Source organism: Halobacteriovorax sp. RT-1-1 (genome assembly GCF_047085455.1).
GTDB lineage: Bacteria > Bdellovibrionota > Bacteriovoracia > Bacteriovoracales > Bacteriovoracaceae > Halobacteriovorax_A.
Genome location: NZ_JBKIXZ010000001.1, coordinates 1989213 through 2010568 on the forward strand (window position 1 = coordinate 1989213; position 21356 = coordinate 2010568).

Consider the following 21356-nt stretch of genomic DNA (forward strand, 5'->3'; position numbering starts at 1 on the left):
GTCAAAATGAACTCGTTACAGTAAATACAAAAGAGCCCAAAGTGCACACTGCGCCGCATCGTTCGTATATCTTTTAAATAAAGAATTAAGATAGAAATTTTGTTAGAACAGGTTCTAATTTTGAAATAATCGGGGCCGCTTCTTCTGAAAATGGAGATAAAGAAAATCGAATAACATTAGTTGCTGCCTCATCACTGAGTTCATATGCCTTTGCAACTCGTGATGGTTTAATGATTCCAGATGCACAAGCAGAACCACTAGAAGCACAGATTCCGGCCATATCTAGGGCCGTCATAACAGTATTAATATTCTTATCATGGACACTAAAGAAAATAGTTGTCGCATTTCTCTTCTTTGCCTTGGCACCGATAAGAGTAATTCTTTCACCAAATTTTTCAAGAAGCCACGCTTCAAGCTCATCTTTTACTTTTTGAGCTCGCTCAATATTTAAGTGTGACAGATTGTAATCAAGAGCGAGATTAATTGTATGAACACTAAAAGCATTCTCAGTTCCTGAGCGCATTGCCTTTTGCTGACCACCACCACGAATAAGTGGAGTCCAACTCGCATCCTTTGAAACAAGTGTAAAGCCTACACCTTTAAGAGCACCAAATTTGTGTCCAGAAAAAGTATAGTAATCAAGTCCTAGGGTAAGCTCATTCCAATCTTTGATTTTTCCAACAACTTGTACACAATCAACATGAACACAAGCGCCTGTCTCATCTTTGATTTTTAAAACATCGGCCAGATCCCACACGACACCATTCTCATTATTCACATAAGTGAAATTAATGAGCTTCTCTCCTTCAAGCTCGTTTAGAGCTTGTATTACTTCTTGTCTATCAAAGTCACCTCCATGTGTTTTTAACACGTGAAAAGTACCACCAAGAAGCTCTACATGTTCTCTTTGATTCACCATACTCGAATGATCAACATCAAAGCAGAATACGTGGAATTTTGATTTAAGCTTTAGAGCATTAAAGCAAAAACCTTTTACTACACTATTGATTGCCTCTGTGGCACCTGAGTGAAAAAAAACATCGTAGCTTGTCGCATTGAAAGTATCTTGAATCTTTTTGATTGTTTGATTAATGAGAGATTTTGACTTCTTTCCTACCTGGTGAATCGAAGCTGGATTACCAAAGTAGACGGCCCCCTCGCAAAGCCAATCTTGGACTGGTTTAACTAAGGGGGCCGTAGCATTATAATCTAAGTAGAGATAATTATTGATTAATTTCACCTAAACCTGATCTGATTCCTGAAGCGTACTCGCTAAATGCACTTTCATTTGAAGTGTTTTGAGTAGCTGCTTCTACTGTTTGAGTAGCTTGTTCATTAGAAGCTTCTTCACCTCTAACTTCTGACTCAACTTCACCAGATTTTCTTACAAGGTCACCTAAAGAAGTAGTTGTTAGGTATTCGCTCATAATGAAACCAAGGTTTTGAAAGTAATTCTTAGACAGGTGGAATTCAACAGTGCTAGCTTGCTCTGCTTCTGTTCCTAGGATGTCTTTTGCTGGGTTGATATTTTCACCAACACATTCAAGTACATCTTTAATTGTAATTTCTTCCATCGAACGAGCAAGAACATAACCACCACCTGGTCCTCTTACTGACTTAACAGCTTGGCCATTTCTAAGCTTTCTGAAAAGTTGCTCAAGGTAGTGAAGTGAAATGTTTTGTCTTTCTGAAATTTCCTGAAGTCTTACAGGGTTTCCGTTGCTGTGAGTAGTTAGGTCAAGCATTGCTCTAACTGCGTAGCGTCCTTTCGAAGTGAGTCTCATTGGTCTTCCTCCATAAATCCAAATGTTAAATAAAAAAATAGTTTTAAACTTAAAGCAAATAAATTGTGTGCTAATTTAGGACTCGCATTCCGTGCTATCCTTTCTGTTGAAAGATTTATTCCGTTAAAATCTTTCTTCCTAAATATTATGTCAGCCCACAAGTCTTAAAGTCAACTTGATTTAATCAATTATTATAAAAAAATATTTTTTCTTTACTGGAGACAATGCTGGAGCACATAATATCAATAATATCTATATGTTAGGGAATTATTCAACTGCGATGACAAGATATGCCAAACAGAGTTAATCGGTTATTTCTGCCCACTTGTTAGAAGATGTTAAAAAATAATTTTCTTCAAAAAATAATTACGAGATGCACTTTCTTCATCATCTTTCTTGTCATTGGCCTCAATGCTTAGTTGAAAATAATTGAAGTCATCAGAAAGTTCACGGTAAATATCTCTGATATAGTCCTTGCCCCACTCAACAAGAAAGTATTTTTTCTCATCGAGGTACATTGCAAGTTCAAGATGAATGATCTCTTCTGGCGAATCAAGACGATAGAAGTCTGCATGGACAACATCGCCGCAATCATTGATAAGGGAATATGTTGGAGAACCTGACTTGTCTTCACCTAAGAAGACATTAGTGAATGTTGTCTTTCCCGCGCCAACTGCTCCATCTAAAATCACAACAGATGGCTCATTTAACGACTCTTTTAGTTCGACAATAATATTTGAAATATCACTTTGGTATACTTTTTTCCAATGCCTAACATCTTGATAGTCAAACAACAGGTGCTCCTTAGAATTAATTGCTTAGATATTTATTTTCCACGATAAAAATCAATTAGCAATCAAAGGCAAACCATACCTTACTTAACTGGATGGTTTCTAAACAAATTTAACATATCTCTAGTCACATTAGAGATTCCACTAAATACAGCTTGAGACACAATCCAGTGACCAATATTATATTCAGCAAAAAGACCTTGCTCAAGAAGAGGTCTTACACTCTCCATTGTTAATCCGTGGCCAGCATGGAAAGCAACACCTGTCCCCTCTAGAACTTTAAAACAATCAACATAGTTATTAAGATGAGGATTAAGATCTCCTTCTTTTAGGAAGTCGATAGCATAAGCTCCCGTATGAATTTCAACAGCATCTGCTTTTAATTCGATGGCCTTCTTCATTACATCTGTCGAGGCTTCAACAAAAAGAGAGATTTTTGTTTTTGGAGAATGCTCTCTTAGGTATGACATAGTTTGTGATACTTTATCAAAATTAGCTGCAGAAAGATCTAGTCCACCTTCTGTTGTCTTCTCTTCTCTTTTTTCTGGAACAAGACAGATCCAATCTGGTTTAAAATCAGCTGCAATTTCAACAATCTCTTTAGCACAGCCAATTTCAAGATTTAATGGTTTTTCAAAACGCTTTGTTACGGCCATAACACTTGTTAAGTCCGTATCTTGAATATGTCTTCTGTCTTCACGTAAGTGAATAGTAATTTGATCAGCACCGGCCATTAAAACATCTTGAGCGGCGTTTGCAACACTTGGGTAGCCTTCATCTCTTTGTTGTCTAAGAGTTGCTACGTGGTCAATATTTACACCAAGTCTTGGAATCATTTTATCAGTCATTATGCAATTTCCTTTTTAAGAGCGCTCACAAGACGATCACAAACTGTATTGATCTTATCTTCACAACGTCCTTCAACCATAACACGTGCTAGAGGTTCAGTTCCTGAGTATCGGAAAATCACACGTCCTTCTTCACCTAATTCTTCTTCACAGGCCTTAAGTTCTGCTGCAAATGTAGGCATTTCTTCAACCTTCTTCTTTTGAGAAACAGATACGTTCTTTAAAACTTGTGGATATAATTCTACTTCTTGAGACAGTTCATTAATTGATTTCTTAAAGAAATAAGTGGCCTCAATTGACTTAAGAGCTGCAAGAGTCCCGTCTCCAGTAGTTGCATGCTCTAGAAAAATAATATGCCCAGATGGTTCACCACCAAGAAGAGCATTTTCACTTCTCATATACTCCATAATATAGCGATCACCAACTGCTGTACGATGAAATTTAAGACCTAACTTCTTAAGGTAGTTCTCAAGCCCAAGGTTAGACATAATCGTTCCAACAACAGTGTCACCTTTTTTAAGCTTGCCTTGCTCAAGTAAAAGCTTCGCAAAAATTCCAATCAGCTTATCACCTTTAATAAGTCCACCGTCTTTATCTATTACTTGAATACGATCAGCATCACCATCAAGACAAAAGCCCATATCTGCACGAAGCTTTACTACTTCTTGACTTGCAAGAGCAGGGTGTAAGCTTCCACAATTTAAATTAATATTTTGGCCATTTGGATTTACACCTAATGGAAAAACTTCTGCACCTAACTCACTCATGACAAGAGGAGCAACTTTATAGCTAGCACCATTTGCACAATCCACAACCACACGCATACCACTTAGGTCACACTCTTCATCAATTGCTGACTTAACGTGAACAACGTAGCGGCCTTCAACACCTTCAAGTCTTTTTGCACGACCGATTTCGGCACCAACTTTTGGTGGAATAAGTTTAGGATTAAGAACTAACTCTTCAAGCTCTAACTCAACTTCGTCTGGAAGCTTGAATCCGTGGGCATCAAATAACTTAATACCATTATCATCGTAATCATTATGTGAAGCTGAAATCATAACACCAGCATCCGCTCTCATAGAAGTTGTCACAAAAGCAACACCAGGAGTTGGAAGAGGTCCAGTAAAAATCACTCGTCCACCTTGAGATAATACACCTGCCGAAAAAGCTTGCTCAATCATATAACAGCTTAGTCTTGTATCTTTACCAACGATAATTAGAGGTGTTTTCTTATTCTTATTCTTTTTTTGAAAATAGAAAGTTACTGCACGTCCAAGTGCTGTCGCAATTTCAGGAACCATTGGATAAATATTTGCTTTACCTCTAATTCCATCAGTTCCAAATAGTTTTCTTTCAGTCATTATCTACTCACTTTAATTATTTCTGGATGAATTTTTAATAAATGAACGTCCTCAGGAAGCTCGGCCCTTAGACGAATATCTGCACTTCTTCCCATATCAGAAGGAATTTCTGCATAAACCTTAACTTCGCTTGCCTTTATATCATCTCTACCAGTAGTTAGTACATCTAAAGAGACCTTTCTTATGCGAGAACGAAATTTCATATTAGGCGCAATAAATAAAATTGGGATATTCTTTAACGTGAGATTAGCTTTTTGTGGCCTAATATCATACTTAAACGAAAGAGTGTCATTCTCACCGTAACGAAGAAACTCTGGAAGATCTTCAAGTTGAATCGGAACTTCCCCCTGACCAGATAACTCCGATAGATCAATTAGGCGTGTTTTCACCTGCCCCACATTTCTCATGATATCACGTGCTCCCTCAATCTTAACTTGATTGCGACTAAGAGATGAAGAAATGAGCTTTAATTCCTTAGGTAAGTTATTCATGTAATTTACCTTAATAGGAACATTCTTATAAATTAATTTATCTAGCTTGATGGCTATATGCTTTGGCTTAATATCCACAACCTCAACACCAAAAGGAACAATTAAATCCGTTTCGCTAATCGAATATTTTACTTGTTTCGTTGTGCGATTAACTTTCATTTTCTTAAGGTCAACTTGAAGCTTCAAGTGATCATCGCCATGAAAGTCTTTTAGGAATGCACGAGCTCCCTTTAATGTCACATGAATTTCGTGAGCAGACACTGAAGTAACATCCATACTTGTTGCTGGAAGAACTTCTAGGTTATAGATTCTTTCAGTTGTAATTGGCTCCGAGTTTACAACATAGAACCAAAGAAAAATTGCAAGAATAATACTCAGTAGAGTTAGTAGCTGATTTTGAATTAATTCAAATAAATTATTGCTTTTAATTTTCTTTAACATCTTATACCTGCCCTACGATTTGAGATTGTAGATCAAGTCTCTTGCCTGCCCACGCCTTCTTAAGCATCATACGTAGCTCATTCTCGTTATGAGAATAGAAGAACTGGCCATTAATACACAGTTTAATCTTTCCGGTTTCTTCACTTACAATTATAACAATGGCATCTGATACTTCTGAAACACCAAGAGCTGCACGGTGGCGAGTTCCGAAGTGGCGATCAATTTCAATATTCTTAGATAATGGCAAGAAACAACCTGCGGCCAGAAGTTTTCCATCTCTTAAAATAATGGCACCATCATGAAGAGGCGAAATTGTTTGGAAGATAGAATAGATTAAGTCTGAATGAATCGTTGCATCGATAATTGTTCCAGTATCGATATAGTTTTGTAGACCGTTTTTTCTTTCAATGACAAGAAGAGCACCTGTTCTCTCTTTAGAAAGGGCCGTTACACTCTTAATTACCTCTTCGATGTCATAGTTAACAGGAGAGCGATCAAAGAAGTTAAACATCTTTCTTCCCGTACCAACTGTTGCAAGAGCAGCACGAAGCTGGTCTTGAAAGATAACGATGAAAATAATGAAGATATAATCAAAGAAGTGCTCAAGGATCCAATTTACCGTGTAGAGATTGTACTTAATCCCAAGAGTATAGAGGATAGCGAGAAAAACCATACCAAGTAATACCTGAATGGCCCTTGTCCCTTTTACGATCTTTAGAACCTGATAGATCATCAGGGCGACAATGCCCATGTCGAAAAAATCTTTAATGCTTAATTGCTTTAGAAGCGTTGAAAATAATGTCATAATATATAAACTGCTAAATATTTAAAATGTTAGGAGTTTAATGATGCCTATAAAAACGCAGATAGTAAACACATCAGGTGAAGGCTTTTACGACATAACGGCCCAGATGCGACAATGCTTAGAAGAACTCAACCCTAGTGATGAAGATGGTATCCTAGTGTGTCAAATACAACACACCAGTGCTGCGCTATGTATAAACGAGGCTTTTGACCCAAGTGCAAAAGTTGATATGGAAAACTTCCTCAAACATCTGGCCCCAAGAAGCCTCTCTTTTATCACTCATACAGCTGAAGGGCCTGATGACTCACCTTCTCACATGAAGTCAATTCTTATGCAAACTTCCCTTACGATGATTATTGAAAATGGTGAACTTGATATTGGCCGATGGTCTGGAATTTATCTTTGTGAATTCAGAGATGCTCCTCATACGAGGAAAGTGAAAGTTAAATTTATTGCAGGGTAAGCGCAAAAAGACAAAGGCCTCAAAAATGAGGCCCAAGCACTATATAGTTTTGTTTGTGTTTTATTAAATCAAATAGTTTAATGAATTATTTTGTTGATTCGTAGATTGCTTTGAATCCGTCGAAATCTCTTGCAGCGATTTCAGCAAGCATCTTTCTGTTGATTTCAACATTGTTCTTCTTAAGCTGTCCCATGAACTTTGAATAAGAAGTACCAAGAAGCTTAGCAGCTGCAGAAATACGTACGATCCAAAGTCTTCTCATATCTCTTTTAAGAAGTCTTCTACCGATGTATCTGTAGTGTAATGCTCTTTTTACTGTTTCAGAAGCGTGATAGTACTTTTGTCTTCTAGAAAAGTGAAACCCTTTTGCTAGTTTTAAGACTTTATTTCTTCTCGCTCTTGCTTTAAAACCTCTTCTAACTCTAGACATAATTTACTCCATTTTTTTGACGTTTGGGGACCAAGCTAATGGTTCTTTCGTTCTTTCCCAAAAATCAGGTTAAAAAAACAATTTTGTCGATTTAAAGTTTCGACCAACTCAATCTTTTTTTTGAATCGCTTGCGCTAATTAAGCGTAAGGTAGACATCTCTTTACACGAGCAACATCTGAAGCGTGTACGTAGTCAGTTTTACCTGCTCTCTTCTTCGCATCAGTTGGCTTCTTTTCAAGAATGTGTCTTAGGTTAGCTCTTTTTCTTTTGAACTTACCGTTACCTACTGGCTTAAATCTTTTAGCAACAGCTCTTCTAGTCTTCATTTTTGGCATTTTTTACTCCTTGAATTTTACTCACTCGAAAGCAAGTTGAGAATTCAACAAAATACAACAAAACTATAAGTGCATATTTTTAACAGCTTCAAGCTATTAATGCAAAGGATTATTTAAAATAAGTGAAAAAATATCGGGTACTTAGACAGAATAAATGGAATGTGCCTGAAGTAATATCAGGCACTTATAAAAGAATTATTATTTTTTCTTTCCTGGAGCGACGATTGTGATAATTCTATTACCCATCATCTTAATTGGAGACTCAATAACTCCATCAGCTTCTTCGCATACACCATTAAGAATCGCTTCAAATTTCTCTTTTCCCATGTCCTTATAGGCCATTTCACGACCTCTAAATTGCATAACAAATTTAACCTTGTCACCACCCTCTAAGAACTTATAGGCTCTCTTAAGTTTAGTCTCAAGATCGTGTGCTTCAATATTTGGACGAAGTTGAATTTCTTTTAGCTGAACCTTGGCCTGCTTCTTCTTAGCTTCTGCAGCTTTCTTTTGAAGAGCATATTTATACTTTCCGTAGTCCATTAGCTTTACAACTGGTGGTTTAGCTGTTGGAGCAATCTCAATTAAGTCGACACCAAGTTCTTCCGCAATCTCACGTGCTCTATCAATTGATACAACTCCGTACTGCTCTTCATCACTCATTAATCGACATTCAGAAATTCTAATTTGCTCGTTAATTCTTGGGCCTCTTTCTTTTTTAACCCTTCCACCTTTAAAATTGTTGCTAATAAATCACCTCCGGAAATAAACCAATTATTAGCGAATTAGTTATTTTCAATAATTTCAATTCTAATATCTAGCTATTAGGATTGCAAACATAACAAAAAATATACCCACAGTATACATTATTGAATGAGATATTTCTCATAAAATGACAGATATTGCCCGCCGTGAGACGTAATTCTTATAAAATACTCTTCAGATAAGCAAAGATCAGTATATAAATTCTTAATTCTTTCGAATTCCTTTAGTTTTTCGATACCAAACTCAGTACTCTCAACTTCACCAGAGTGAAGATCAAAGCTTTCTAGGTATTTATCTTTAAGATTACCTATCATTGGAACACCAACACGAAAGTTTTTAAGCTCTTTATCAGCAAAAACAAAGATCTCGTCACTTTTGAAATGAATCAGCTGTCCATGAACAATTAGTGCCATCAGCTTTGCAGCAGATGAAAATAATTTCGTAAAATCTTCTTCCCACGGACCGATTGCAAGTCTAATATTTCCAACTTTTCTCTTGTTTATTTTATTTCTCATCTTCTAATCCTTATGACCTTCATCATCTGGCTCCATGTGGATCAGTATATCGATATCGCGACAATAATCCTTTAGCATCAACCTAAGTCGATCTTCTACTGTGTGAGCTATATCATGGGCCTGACTCAGCGATAAGTCAGGTTCGAGTAACAAGTGAAAATCAATTTGCATCCACGTAGAATTTCCACGTGCTCGAAAATTGTGAATATCTCGAACATATTTAATATCCTCAAGTGAAGAAATGTACTTATCTTTTAATATAGGAGCTACATCTAAAAGGTCATTTAAATTTTCTAAAGTTATTTGAATACCAAGGTAAATCAAATATAAAATAATCAATCCACCGACAATATAGTCAATAATGTAAATTTTAAAATATGCAGCAATAATTGATATGAGAACACCAAAGCTGATAATCATATCGCCAAAGGTGTGATTACTATCTGCAGTTAATATTTGAGAATTAAGCTCACGCCCTTTTCTACCTTCGTAGGTCGAAACTCCAAAACTCATTGCCATTGAAATAAGAATTGATAAAACAGGAACAAGTCCGAATTGTCCGTACTTAGTTTGTGTACCAAGAATAAGATCATGGTAATCAAGCCCTAATTTAATTGCAGAGCCAAAAAGCATGAAAGCAATGATTAATGCCCCAATATTTTCAAATTTATGGTGGCCATAATTATGTCTGCGATCTCGTGGTTTTGAAGCAAGTGCTATAGTCACGATGCCTAGGAGATTTGAAGTTCCATCAAAGATAGATTCAATACCTGAAGAACGTAGAGATATAAAATTAAACTCGATTCCAGCAAGAATCTTAATTAGAGCGACAATTAAATTTAAAAAGAAAGTAATAATTAAAACCTTCTTTATTTCTTTTTCTCTCTTAGATAGCTCTAAATGCAAAAGATCTCCTATTTAGACAACTTTAAAATTTAATTTTAGTTGGTCTTTCAATGTCTTTTCTGTTGATTCAATAAAATCATCAAGTTTTGTTCTATCAGCAATTACATAAGAATTATCTTCGTAACCAAGAACACCAATTTGCTCAAAATAAGTCAGAGCAGTTTTCATAAGCTCAACATTCTGACTTTCCGCAAAGCGGATAATGCGCTGACTTTGAATCTCGGCCTTAAATACTTCAACAAAACGCTTCATATAGTCTGCCGACTTAAAGTGATCCACACCATCTTTTTGAAAACTCTCAAGTGTTAGTGCTGATACAAAATAAGCTTCGTTAATATAAGTTAGGCTTCGAGCAAAAAGGCTAAGCTTTGAAGCAACTTCATATAGGTCTTTATTTGTGAATTCGATGGCATCTTGAAGATTAGTAATATCTCTGCCAACGGCGTTACTTAAAATGCGTAATGTCTTTGCATAGTATTCTTTGACAGTTGGAAGATAGAATTCCATCTTAAGCATATCTCGTTGTTTAACAAAGAATGCTTTAAGATCATCAACATTATCAATTTCGCCGCTGAAGACATTAAACCACGCTAGTGAAATCGTCCAAGGAATGATGAAATGATGAACAATCGTATTTTTAAAGAATAAAAGTTCGCCGCGACAATTCTTTTTAATCGCATAAAAAAGAGATGTTCCTTCACTTTGTCCAATAACATCAACTTTATTATTACCAATAAGAATATCCATAGCGCGACCTATAGAATCTTCTAATTTATTTGCCTTTAGACCTTCCGTAAAAGGAATATCATAACGCTTACAATATTCTAAAATAGCTTGTGCTTTTAAAATAATATCATTCCACTTTAAGGCACCACTTGGCTCATCAAGTAAGATTAAAACCAAGAGATTCGTTGGTGTGATTACCATTTGGTCACCAACACTTCTGAAACACTTGAAAGCAAGCTCTCTCACGTTAACTTTGTTTTCATGCTCATCATCAAGTTTATGTGCATATTGTGGTTTTCCAAGAGAGATATGAATTTTTCCAAACTGATAGGCCATAAGTTTAAAAAGACCAAAAAGTTGCCCTGTTGATTCCTTAACTTTCTTGCCACCCATCATCTCTTTAGCTAATGCTTTTTGCTCCGGTACATATTCGTGTGCGATACTTACAGGAACGAAGGCAAGGCCTTTTTCTTTCGCATCTGGAAGATGCGAGTGGGCCTCAAGTAGCATTTGATATAGCCCATACTTTGGAGGTCTAAGTTTTCCAGATCTTGTTCTTCCACCTTCAAAGAAGAATTCGATGGGCTCCTTACGCTTTAACAAGGCAAAGAGATACGCTTCCATTGTGAACTTGTAGAGAATGTCGTTTTGGAAACTTCTTCTAATGAAGAAGCAACCTGACTTCCTAAAAATCTTTCCAATTGGGAAAATATTTAAGTTATCACCACCAGCAACATAGAGCATTCGTTTATATTCTTTAAAGAATTTATAATTGATAGCAATGTAGTCAGCGTGAGATTGGTGATTGGGAACCAGAACAACACTGGCCTCTTCTAAGAGTGCCTTAAGGTCGGTTCCATTTTCATTGAAACTCACCCCATCGTATAAACGAGGAAGAGTTGCATCGAAAAACTTGGCCATCGACTTTAGGTAAGATGGAGAATAATCTGCTCGCATTTCATTAAAGTTAGCAACAACCTTCTTCTTAGTTTGTTCAGGGTTATCACTTTCTTCAATTCTTTTAATAAGTTTTGGATAACTTAATAAATCGTCAAGAATAGTATTTTCCATAATCGATGACCTTATCGTCTTTTTAAAATTTATTAGTGTTTACCGTGTGGTTTACTTTCGGCCATACCAGATGAAGACATTTCCATAAATAGTGCTGCTTCACTCATGTTTGCAAGTTTATCAACACCTAGGTAAGTCATTCCAGATCGAATACCACCAGTTAATTCATTGATAATATTTTCAACTGGTCCCTTACAAGGAATCATTGTATCAACACCTTCTGCGGCCATGCCTTTAGGAAGCTCTCCACGCCATGAAACTTGAGCGGCCTTAGACGCCATCCCACGATATTCTTTCATACCACCCTTAACTTCACCTGGAGTTTCAAGTGCACCAGATAAGAGAGATCCGGCCATACATGAGCTAGCTCCAGCGCAAAGGGCCTTTACCATGTCACCTGAGTTCTTAAGTCCACCATCGGCAATAACAGGTATTCCCGCTTTTTGGGCTTCAGCAACACACATTGCAACAGCTGTTAACTGAGGAACACCATGTCCTGTGATGATTCTTGTTGTACACATACTTCCTGGTCCAATACCAACCTTTACAGCATCTGCACCCTTATCAATCATGCGTTTAACACCATCTGGAGTCGCAACGTTACCAGCGATAACGTCAATTTGAGGATAGTTCTTTTTAATATACTCAAGAACCTCCATCATCATAATAGAGTCACCATGAGCGATATCAACGGTAAGAATTTCAACACCAAGTGCAGCTAAAAGATCAGCTCTTTTCATCCCCTCTTCCTTAACACCAACAGAAGCAGCAATAGGTAGAGTAATCGAGTGTTCCTTAAAATATTTTTGGATCGCTTTTACATCCTCAACTTGTTGTTCAGGTGACATAAAGCGATGAAGAATTCCAACACCACCAAGACGAGCAATTTCCATGGCCATCTCTGGCCCAGTAATTGTGTCCATATTGGCCGCAATAATTGGAATATCAATAGTATGATTCTTAGTAATTTTTGTTTTTAAATCAGTATGTCTTCGAGAAGAGATTTCAGAATATCTCGGAACTAATAAAACATCGTCAAAAGTAAGACCTTTACCACGACTTAGAATACCATTTGATTTGAATGTTAAATCCATTACTCTCCCCTGAAATTAGAAACTTGTGTGTGTTATAACGAGCAAATAATAACATTGTCGAAATAACACGCACAAGGTAATTTTTAGAGTTTATGTCTTGGATTTATTTGAAGGTGTACAGACGAAATCGCGATGAAATAAATGCGATAAAATCTTCGTCCTGTGTCATATTTCCAAATACTGCTGAATAAGCAGATCCTAGATCAAATCGTTGAGAAATTTGCCCACGAGAATCGATATAGTATACAGTTTTTCCAACTGTCGTTACAACAAGTCCATCTTTCCAAGCAGCTAGAGAAGAGATTGCAACATCATCAACCTTAACTCTTTTAACTTCATTAAAAGTTGAATCGATATAAACGACTTCACCATTAACACTACCGAAAGCAGCAAGCTTTCCACCATCAATCAGAACGCCTTTACGATTAGACTGAAAACCTAGCTTCTTAAAAAGAACCCCAGATTTCTGATCAATAACTTCCATTTTATCGTCAACAGATCCTACAATAATTTTGGAATTAAAGATTGTTGGCCTCATATCGACATCAACAAATTTCTGTCCAGTACTCATACGTCTTTCCCAAAGAACTTGTCCTTCTTCTAGTGAGAAACAAATGAAGTAGCCGTCAGCAAAGCCTGCATAAACCTTGTTACCAGAAATTAAAGCAGTCGATGTTCTTTGTACTGTTGAGTAGTAAGGAACAGATCTTTTATAAGACCAAATGACTCTCCCAGTATAGGCATCAATATTAAATAGCTTATGATTTCTTGTATGGATAAAGAGTCTTCCGTTATGAACAATTGGAGTTGAGTCAACACCTGCGTCTAAGTCAAACTCGTATGCCAACTCACCTTTGTTTAGATCGTAAGCATAAACACGGCCTGTATTGTCTCCAAAAATCAAAAGATTCTCGTAAACAATAGGTGCACTTGTCATTTGTCCTTTAATATTTAAAGTCCAAAGGAGTCTACCTGATTCAACATTATATGCATTAAAGTGGCCACGGCCATCAGCTGCAAATAACTGTCCATCATGGATTAAGGGAGATGCTAATGAAATTGGAAGATTTCCACTTTCATATCTTGGCTCTAAATTCTTTGCCCAAGCAAGTGTTAGCGGCTTTTTTTCTAACTTATCAGCAGAAATTTTAGTCTTAACACCATTTAGTGTTGAACAAGAAGTAAGAAGAATGGCCACTGCTGTGGCCGTTAGAATTTTTATCATAGAATTACTTAATTTTTGCTAAATAGCTCTTCGCTAGTGATTTGTAGACGTTTTGAGTAGTTAATGTAAGAACTTTTTCAAAATGAGCTTTGGCCTGTGCCATATCATTTTTAAGAAAGTACATACGTCCTAAGTCTAACTCTACACGTCCCATTGTTAGGTTATTTTCATTATTCTTAAGTTCAGTTAATGAAGCAATTGCACCATCAATATCATTTAAGTCTTCTTGAACTACGGCTTTTCTTAAGTTTACAAAGTAAGACTGAAGAGAGTTTACCGGCTGCATCTTCGTAAGAACTTCAAATGCAATCTTGTTTTCACCTTTATTTGTAAGGTAATCAACAGCAAGTAAGCTAGTTGCGAAAGAAGCCGAAGTACCTGCAAAGTCATTTAGAAGCAGCCCAAGTTCTGCACTCATTGCACTCGCATCAAGTCCACCTTCTTGATATTTCTTTAATGACCCTTGCTCAAATTGATAAAAAGCAGTTGCGGCCTTTTCATTTGTTTGTGCTTTTGTGTAAGAAAAGATTCCGTATCCACCAATAGCAGCTACAACTAATAGAATCAGTCCTAGAAATAAAGCTTTGTTTTGAGCGATAAACGCTCCAAGCTCAGTTGAATTTAATTCAGAATTAAGGCCTTCATTTGGCGCTACCTGTGTTGTCATCCATTACCCTCTGGTTAAAAATTTTTATCATTTTAATAAAGAACATTGAAAGTTGTCAAAAATACATGAGTATTGTTAAAATATATTTACTCATAATTAGGAAAAAGGAAAATTACGCACCATGAAAAGGATTTCACTAGTAATAGCAGCTTTTATTATCTCACTAAACACTTTCGCTCTAGAGCGTGTTGGACGTCTGGGGATTGGTTTCTCTAATACAGTTAACAATGATATCCCATCGTTGTCGATTAAAGTTCAACGCAGTACAACGTTCGCATATGGCGCGATTTTTGGTGTAAATACGGCGGAAAATGGTGGCTGGCACGGTGGTGTGCGCCTCTACCGCAATATCTTTGATGAACCATACTTAACTTTCTATGCTGTTGGTGCAGCTGTTCTCTTGAATAACAAAACACCGGGACAAGATTCAGATTCAGGTTTTCAAGGAGACCTAGGCTTTGGAACAGAGTTTTCGTTTCAGGGAGTGGATAGCATTGGCCTTAGTGCAGAATTTGGTATTCGCTTTGAGAATATCGACGAGTTTGAAGTGACAACAATGGGTGAACACTTTATCACAGCAGGTTTTCACTTCTACCTATAAAATACGGACAATTTAATGTTTAAAAATAAAATTATTTTCTTCATCACACTTTTTTGCCTGCAAGGCCTATCTCTTGCCCAAGAGGGAATGGTCGGTGCTGATGATGACCTAAATATTGGTGGAGATATCTTCTCTGATTTCAATGAAGACCTTGAAGAATCTCAAATTTATGAAGACGAACGCTATTATAAGTACGGGCGCTTCTTCTCTTTCTCAATGGCAATCGGTTTTACAACTTGGACAGGAAACCGTGGAATGTTATATGAAGACCTACCTCCTACTTTTGGTTTAACAATCCAATATTTTTCTGATTTTCAATCGGCCTGGAATATAGGTTTTGCTTATTCAAAACACAATATTACACTGACGTATCCAACTCAGGGGATCCAGCAATTTCCAACTTCTGTTGATATCTCAATGCTTAGATTTTATTTTGGTTACCGCTATTATATTGATACATCAAATTTAGGAACCGCCATCACTTATTCAAATCCTTACTTAACAGCTCGATTTGAATATTGGTATGAGCAGGAAAAAATCTCAAATCAAGACGGTGAAGTTGAAGACTCTTACGGAGGGGTCGGTATCGCTCTTGGTGGAGGACTTGAATTCCCAATTAAAATAAAAGAATCATACGTAAATGTTGAAGCACTTGTTCACTCAGTTGCTCTTCAAGATGTACGTACAATCAAATATGCCCCAGCAACGAAGGGTGGTCCAGGCGTGAGTGATCTGACTGGTTTTGCATTCACGCTGATGGTTGGATATGTTTGGAATTGGTAGCGCATCCGCTGCAAAATGATTAATAATCATTTTGAGCGGTGCGTGCGCAGTGGTCTGCAATGACGTAGCAACATTAATCTCAACGAGCTTTAGCGAGTTGATAAAAAATAGAACACAAAATAATGCATAACAAGGACAGTTAAATGAACAGATTGAACTCAGACTTAGGTTGGCTTGTACTTAGAGTTTCAACAGCACTAATGATGCTTTTAGCACATGGCTGGGGCAAGCTTGCTAACTTCACAACACTACTAACAAAATTCCCTGACCCAATTGGACTGGGGATTCCATTTTCACTTACAGCAACAGTTTTTGCAGAAGTTTTCTGCCAGGCCTTCATTATCGTTGGTATCAAAACTCGTTGGTTTGCAGCTATTTCTGCTGTAACAATGTTAGTTGCTGCTTTTGTAATACATGGAAATGATCCATTTGCTTCAAAAGAAAAAGCACTACTTTATGCAGTAGCGTATATCGCTATTTTCTTTTCAAACGGTGGGAAGTACTCAGTCAAAGCATAACTTTTCTAATATAGGGGAAGAGGTCACTGGCCACACTTCCCCTTATTCCTTCTTCACTTTCATATAATATATCGGCAGCACGGCCATGTACCCAGACACCAAGACAAGCTGCTTCTTCAAGACTAAGTCCCTGCGCTATAAAGCTGCCTATTATGCCGGCCAAGATATCCCCTGTTCCGGCCATTGCTAAAACGGGATTTCCTGTTTTATTAACATATACTTCATTTTGTGAGGAGACTAAGGAATCATGACCTTTTAGTACACATACATTTGAAAACTTCATTATTTTTTTTACACTTGAAAGTCTATGCTTTGAAATTTCTTCTCTCGGTACATTAAGTAGTCTTGCTGCCTCTCCTTCATGAGGAGTAATAATAGAATTAACAAGCTTCATAGTACTTTGTGCCTGAGATAAGAACCAAAGAGCATCCGCATCAACAACTTTTTTTAGATTAAGATGACAAAAATGATCCCACATAAATTTACCCCATTCATCTCGCCCAAGACCAGGGCCAAGAACAACACACGATGCCTTTTCCAAAATTGCGCTAGCATGAGCTAGTCCTCTATCATTAGCATCAATTCCACGTACCATGATTTCTGGTCGAGCTGAAATGATACCTGATACACTTGCTTTTCGTGTTAAAACACTGACCATCCCGGCACCTGAACGAAGCGCCCCTTCAGCAGCAAGCCTGGCAGCACCAGCATAGCCTAGATTTCCACCAATAATGACAACATGGCCAAAGCTATACTTATTAGCGCTAGAATTCATTACAGGAAGTTTTCTAAATAGGGAGAAAGGAAAATCACTACTCATACCTTTACTTATCGGCAAGCCGTTCGAGTAATTGCGAGTAAAGTCAAATCTAGAGAATAATTAAGAATTTATTAAATGAAAAAGGCCCTCAATCGAGGGCCTTGGTTTTATTTTGAAACTTTTTTCATGCGGTTTTGTAAATCCGTCCCTGTTCTAAAGATCAGGTGAATTGGTGTGTTATCAAGTGGGAAAGCTCCACGTAGACCATTCTTAAGATAACGACGATAGTTCTCAGGAATCCCCTTAGACTTATTCGTGTAGAATAAGAAAGTTGGTGGATCTGCCTTAATTTGAGATGCGTACTTAACACGGAATCTCTTACCACGTGAACCTTTAAGAATAATTGGGTGTCTTTCAATTAACTCAAAAACAAAACGGTTTAGAGCACCAGTTGCAATTGACTGTCTTCTAATGAAGATTGTCTTTGCAAGAATCTTTTTAAGACGCTTAAGTCCTCTTTTGTGTTTAGCCGATATAGGAATAATATCGCAGTAATTAAGCCATGGCATTTTATCGCGAATATTTAAAAGCCACTCTTTACGTGCTTCTTGATCCTTGAAAGTATCTCCCATAAGATCAACTTTATTAAGACATACAATTACAGAAGCACCTTTTTCGATTGCGATATCTAGAAGACGCTTGTCTTGGTGTGAAACACCTTTTACAGCATCAATCATATAGATACACACATCACTATCTGCAATACTTCTTAGGGAGCGATATACAGACTGAGACTCAACAAAGTCATCAATCTTCTTTTGCTTTCTAATTCCCGCAGTATCCACGATGTGGATTGATCGCCAGTGGCTACCTTCATCCTCTGCTTCAGATAACGCTTCGACTACGTCTTCACTTGCCTCTTCAGAAGATTCAGCTTCAACATCATCACCGAAAACTTGTGCTTCCATACGAGTCGCAGAAGTTTCATCAAGTTCTTCTTCTTGCTCAAGCATAACATCTTCAAGCCCTTCAAGTTCGAACTCGTCAAGCTCAGTCTCAATCTCTTCTTCAAGGTCATATGATGAAATCAGCTCATTATAAAGATCAGGATTGTTCTTTTTAAAATCTTCATACTGAGAACGTAGAAGGTTATCGTTTTTAAAGAATGCCTTTGCTTCATCAAGCTTCCTTGCATCTTCCCCAAGGAAAAGATCAAAGTAGCCATCAATTGGATCAACTGTTGTTCCAGCAATATCAGAAACAAGCGCACGCTCACTTCCAAGAAGCTGATTTAAAAGAGTTGATTTACCAGCATTAGGAGCACCAATAAGAGCGAGTTTGGCAACAACGTTTTCACGTGGAGTAACACCACGTTGAAGTGCTGAAACATTCATTACATTATTAGATTCAGAAAATGCCATCATTTCACGGTGAATATTCTCACGAAGGTTCTCCATTCCAAGGCCATGGGCCGCAGAAGTGACAAACATTTCGTCATTATTTACACCAAGCTCATAGAAAGCATACTCATCACCATCTTGAGCGCTTGAATCAAACTTATTAACGATAAGCCACATTTTCTTTTTTTGTTTTCTAATGAAATTAGCAATCGTTTTATCAAATGGAAGTACGCCTTCTCTAACATCAACAACAAAAAGAACCAGATCTGATTCCTCGATTGCCTGATGTGCGTGATCCGTCATGATATTAAAGAATTTATTAGCATTAATCTCTTGCTCATTCTTACCTTGTTCATCAACTTGTGTTGGGTAAAACCCTCCAGTATCAACAAGAATAGCATCTAATGGGCGATCCTCATCGGCATCACTAAAAGTTGTAATTCCATAGTGACGATCACGAGTAACACCTGGCATATCATGCGTAATGGCCTTAAATTGTTTCTTCATTAATCGGTTGAATACGGAACTCTTTCCAACATTCGGTCGCCCAATTAATGAAATGATCATTGATCGTTTTTGCATATTAAAGTCCTATTTTCTTAAAATTAAATTATTTTTTCTTCCAAACACGTGCAGAGTTTGTTGCTCTTGGAAGACCAAGCTCTTCAAGTACGAAGTTATTCTTAAACCATTTTGGAGAAACTTTAACGTGTAGGTTTAAGTGAACTGTCCCGTCAGTCATTGCAGCAATTTTCTTACGAGCACGCATACCGATCTCTTTAATCATTGTACCTTTAGATCCAACAACGATTGCACGTTGAGAAGGACGGTTAACTAGAATTGAAGCCGAAATGTGAGCAGCAAATTCCCCTGTCTTATCTTTAAAGTCTTTGTACTCATCAATTACTACGGCCATCTCATATGGAAGCTCATCTTTTAATAATTCAAAAGCTTGCTCACGGATATATTCTGTTGCGAAGAATCTTTGTGACTTATTTGAAATTGCACCATCTAAGTAAAGGTGTGACCCTGGTTGTGCGTTATCACAAAGAGCAGCTGTTAGTAAGTGAACATTATCCCCTGACTTAGTTGAAATGCAGAAAAACTTCTCAAGTGCTGGAATAACTTCTTTTGCTTGTTCAAAAACTTTATCAAGAGGAAGAGCTTCAGCATTTTCAACACGATCAGATTTCGTGAATACTAACCAAGTTTTTGATAACTCTTTACCACCAATATATTCTTTAAAGTCTTTAATTTGGCCAAGGATATCCTTTGTTAAATCAATTAGAAGAAGGTTTACATCAACACCATCAACACCTTCTACTGCTTGTTGATTAATTCTTTTGTTAAGTTCTTGACTTGCTTTATGTAGACCTGGAGTGTCTACTAAAACAACTTCAGTATGATCAACTGTAAATACTGCGTGAAATTTATTACGAGTTGTTTGAGGCTTGCTTGTTACAATTGATAAATCCATTCCTAGTAAGTAGTTTACAAGTGAACTTTTTCCTACGTTTGGAGCTCCAACGATTGCTGCCATAAGTGATTTGTTGTCTGGGTGTTGATTTTCTAATAACATAATTTCTCCGTCAAATTAAACCTATTAAAGTCGATCTAATAAATTATCTTTTAAGCATTTTTTTGCAATTTCTTTTGTTCCATTCTTCTTGCTATGAGAGATTAACTCACAGATATATTGCTCATTTACATAGAGCTCAATTTTAAATTCTTGCTCAATCTTCGTGGCGCGATACTCTGGTAAACATTTAAAACGCGCTAGTGTTTCTTCTTGAAGCTTTGTCTTAGGATCAAAGTCCAAAAGCTTCTTTTCACAAAAAAACTTCTCACCAACTTCTTTTTCATACATTGATAGTAATGTATTTAAATACTGATCGGCACGATCAACACCTTGATCAATTGCGATAGCTCCCAGTAGAGATTCAAAAAGATCACAAAGAATCCCACTATTCACTTCCTCATCTAGCTCACCTTTTCCAACAATCAGAAAATTTGATAGACCAAGAAAGTTCGAAAGAGCACTTAGACTCTCCTCATTAACAAGAGCACTACGAAGCTTAGAGAGTTGCCCCTCATTCATATTTTCGAAATTTAAAAAGAGGTTCTTAGTAACAAAAGCACCTAAAACTGAGTCACCATAGAACTCAAGTCTTTCATAGCTTTTCACTTTTACTTTGGCCTCGTGAGCATATGAACTATGCGTAAAAGCACGCATAAGAAGTGCGCTGTCTGTAAAATTTAAATTGAAAGTAGCTAGAAGCTTCTCTTCAATATTTGAATATTTAAGGAATGTATCGATTAAGAATTTGTGATTTTGCTCAGATGCACCAGTAGCATTAGCGTCACCAGATTGCTTAAAATTTGCAATCGTGTGCACATAAAATGCATGGGCAAATGGATTACTCTTCCCTTGCGGGGCGAGTGAGGTCGTCTCGAGCATAAATCACCTAATATTAAATTGTTAAGGCCATTTATAATGCTTTATCCCACCAAAAGCAAGCCTAAGCTTCTTCTTGTGAAATAATAACAGGTTCGTTAATATATTCAGTAATAT

Annotated in this window: 24 protein-coding genes; 4 read left to right on the forward strand and 20 right to left on the reverse strand. The window is 37.0% G+C overall.

All coding sequences use genetic code 11. The features are described from left to right. Window positions 1-85: 85 nt before the first annotated feature. The 7 genes from ACMAWV_RS09610 to cdaA form a co-directional block, all read right to left on the reverse strand. The gene (locus ACMAWV_RS09610; RefSeq protein ID WP_412469471.1) at window positions 86-1240 is read right to left on the reverse strand and encodes a cysteine desulfurase family protein; all 1155 of its coding nucleotides are present in this window, start codon (window positions 1238-1240) and stop codon (window positions 86-88) included. Then, window positions 1224-1784 (reverse strand): Rrf2 family transcriptional regulator, encoded by a 561-nt coding sequence (locus ACMAWV_RS15630; protein ID WP_392992130.1) that lies wholly within the window; start codon window positions 1782-1784, stop codon window positions 1224-1226. The genes ACMAWV_RS09610 and ACMAWV_RS15630 overlap by 17 nt, the downstream gene beginning before the upstream one ends. Window positions 1785-2122: 338 nt before the next feature. Beyond that, window positions 2123-2578 carry a tRNA (adenosine(37)-N6)-threonylcarbamoyltransferase complex ATPase subunit type 1 TsaE gene (gene tsaE / locus ACMAWV_RS09620; RefSeq protein ID WP_158246807.1) on the reverse strand — a complete coding sequence of 152 codons (456 nt, stop codon included), beginning with the start codon at window positions 2576-2578 and terminating at the stop codon, window positions 2123-2125. Between the two features lie 80 nt (window positions 2579-2658). Then, window positions 2659-3423: a pyridoxine 5'-phosphate synthase gene (locus tag ACMAWV_RS09625; RefSeq protein ID WP_103217077.1), complete on the reverse strand. Its 765-nt coding sequence runs from the start codon at window positions 3421-3423 to the stop codon at window positions 2659-2661. Next, a complete protein-coding gene (gene glmM, locus ACMAWV_RS09630) occupies window positions 3423-4787 on the reverse strand; it encodes a phosphoglucosamine mutase (protein ID WP_103217076.1) in 1365 nt (454 codons plus the stop codon). The genes ACMAWV_RS09625 and glmM overlap by 1 nt, the downstream gene beginning before the upstream one ends. Beyond that, window positions 4787-5719: a YbbR-like domain-containing protein gene (locus ACMAWV_RS09635; RefSeq protein WP_103217075.1), complete on the reverse strand. Its 933-nt coding sequence runs from the start codon at window positions 5717-5719 to the stop codon at window positions 4787-4789. The genes glmM and ACMAWV_RS09635 overlap by 1 nt, the downstream gene beginning before the upstream one ends. 1 nt (window position 5720) lies before the next feature. Continuing rightward, window positions 5721-6524: a diadenylate cyclase CdaA gene (gene cdaA, locus ACMAWV_RS09640; RefSeq protein WP_103217074.1), complete on the reverse strand. Its 804-nt coding sequence runs from the start codon at window positions 6522-6524 to the stop codon at window positions 5721-5723. A 43-nt stretch (window positions 6525-6567) separates the two neighbouring features. On the opposite strand from cdaA, the gene ACMAWV_RS09645 reads away from it, so the two are divergent. After that, a complete protein-coding gene (locus ACMAWV_RS09645) occupies window positions 6568-6987 on the forward strand; it encodes a secondary thiamine-phosphate synthase enzyme YjbQ (RefSeq protein ID WP_412469470.1) in 420 nt (139 codons plus the stop codon). An 85-nt stretch (window positions 6988-7072) separates the two neighbouring features. Here ACMAWV_RS09645 and rplT read toward each other — a convergent pair whose 3' ends face one another. The 9 genes from rplT to ACMAWV_RS09690 form a co-directional block, all read right to left on the reverse strand. Further along, window positions 7073-7417, reverse strand: a complete 345-nt coding sequence (gene rplT, locus ACMAWV_RS09650; RefSeq protein ID WP_103217072.1) for a 50S ribosomal protein L20 — start codon at window positions 7415-7417, stop codon at window positions 7073-7075. A gap of 138 nt (window positions 7418-7555) precedes the next feature. Beyond that, entirely contained in the window at window positions 7556-7753 is a 198-nt protein-coding gene (gene rpmI / locus ACMAWV_RS09655; RefSeq protein WP_021267185.1) for a 50S ribosomal protein L35, read from the reverse strand. A gap of 198 nt (window positions 7754-7951) precedes the next feature. After that, the gene (gene infC, locus ACMAWV_RS09660) at window positions 7952-8503 is read right to left on the reverse strand and encodes a translation initiation factor IF-3 (protein WP_103217071.1); all 552 of its coding nucleotides are present in this window, start codon (window positions 8501-8503) and stop codon (window positions 7952-7954) included. 116 nt (window positions 8504-8619) lie between these two features. Beyond that, a complete protein-coding gene (locus ACMAWV_RS09665) occupies window positions 8620-9033 on the reverse strand; it encodes a hypothetical protein (RefSeq protein WP_103217070.1) in 414 nt (137 codons plus the stop codon). Between the two features lie 3 nt (window positions 9034-9036). After that, window positions 9037-9939 carry a cation diffusion facilitator family transporter gene (locus ACMAWV_RS09670; protein ID WP_392992134.1) on the reverse strand — a complete coding sequence of 301 codons (903 nt, stop codon included), beginning with the start codon at window positions 9937-9939 and terminating at the stop codon, window positions 9037-9039. Between the two features lie 12 nt (window positions 9940-9951). Further along, the gene (locus tag ACMAWV_RS09675; protein ID WP_103217068.1) at window positions 9952-11736 is read right to left on the reverse strand and encodes a glycerol-3-phosphate acyltransferase; all 1785 of its coding nucleotides are present in this window, start codon (window positions 11734-11736) and stop codon (window positions 9952-9954) included. 32 nt (window positions 11737-11768) lie between these two features. Next, the gene (locus ACMAWV_RS09680; protein WP_392992136.1) at window positions 11769-12830 is read right to left on the reverse strand and encodes a guanosine monophosphate reductase; all 1062 of its coding nucleotides are present in this window, start codon (window positions 12828-12830) and stop codon (window positions 11769-11771) included. A 103-nt stretch (window positions 12831-12933) separates the two neighbouring features. Next, window positions 12934-14055 (reverse strand): PQQ-binding-like beta-propeller repeat protein, encoded by a 1122-nt coding sequence (locus ACMAWV_RS09685; RefSeq protein ID WP_103217066.1) that lies wholly within the window; start codon window positions 14053-14055, stop codon window positions 12934-12936. Between the two features lie 4 nt (window positions 14056-14059). Next, window positions 14060-14722: a YfgM family protein gene (locus ACMAWV_RS09690; protein WP_103217065.1), complete on the reverse strand. Its 663-nt coding sequence runs from the start codon at window positions 14720-14722 to the stop codon at window positions 14060-14062. Between the two features lie 121 nt (window positions 14723-14843). Between ACMAWV_RS09690 and ACMAWV_RS09695 the strand changes: the two genes are divergently transcribed. The 3 genes from ACMAWV_RS09695 (at window position 14844) to ACMAWV_RS09705 (ending at window position 16624) form a co-directional block, all read left to right on the forward strand. Continuing rightward, complete coding sequence (locus ACMAWV_RS09695; RefSeq protein ID WP_103217064.1) at window positions 14844-15323, forward strand: hypothetical protein; 480 nt, start codon at window positions 14844-14846, stop codon at window positions 15321-15323. A 15-nt stretch (window positions 15324-15338) separates the two neighbouring features. Then, window positions 15339-16106, forward strand: a complete 768-nt coding sequence (locus tag ACMAWV_RS09700) for a hypothetical protein (RefSeq protein ID WP_103217063.1) — start codon at window positions 15339-15341, stop codon at window positions 16104-16106. Between the two features lie 143 nt (window positions 16107-16249). Then, the gene (locus tag ACMAWV_RS09705; RefSeq protein WP_233189693.1) at window positions 16250-16624 is read left to right on the forward strand and encodes a DoxX family protein; all 375 of its coding nucleotides are present in this window, start codon (window positions 16250-16252) and stop codon (window positions 16622-16624) included. On the opposite strand, the gene ACMAWV_RS09710 is transcribed toward ACMAWV_RS09705, so the two are convergent. From ACMAWV_RS09710 to rnc, 4 genes are all read right to left on the reverse strand, one after another. Further along, window positions 16614-17444, reverse strand: coding sequence for an NAD(P)H-hydrate dehydratase (locus ACMAWV_RS09710; RefSeq protein WP_412469469.1), 831 nt, complete (start codon window positions 17442-17444; stop codon window positions 16614-16616). The two genes, ACMAWV_RS09705 and ACMAWV_RS09710, sit on opposite strands and share 11 nt — an antisense overlap. Before the next feature lie 107 nt (window positions 17445-17551). Then, the gene (locus ACMAWV_RS09715; RefSeq protein ID WP_412469468.1) at window positions 17552-19366 is read right to left on the reverse strand and encodes a ribosome biogenesis GTPase Der; all 1815 of its coding nucleotides are present in this window, start codon (window positions 19364-19366) and stop codon (window positions 17552-17554) included. A 28-nt stretch (window positions 19367-19394) separates the two neighbouring features. Continuing rightward, window positions 19395-20363 (reverse strand): GTPase Era, encoded by a 969-nt coding sequence (era, locus tag ACMAWV_RS09720; protein WP_103217060.1) that lies wholly within the window; start codon window positions 20361-20363, stop codon window positions 19395-19397. A gap of 24 nt (window positions 20364-20387) precedes the next feature. After that, the gene (rnc, locus tag ACMAWV_RS09725; protein WP_103217059.1) at window positions 20388-21242 is read right to left on the reverse strand and encodes a ribonuclease III; all 855 of its coding nucleotides are present in this window, start codon (window positions 21240-21242) and stop codon (window positions 20388-20390) included. Between the last annotated feature and the right edge of the window lie 114 nt (window positions 21243-21356).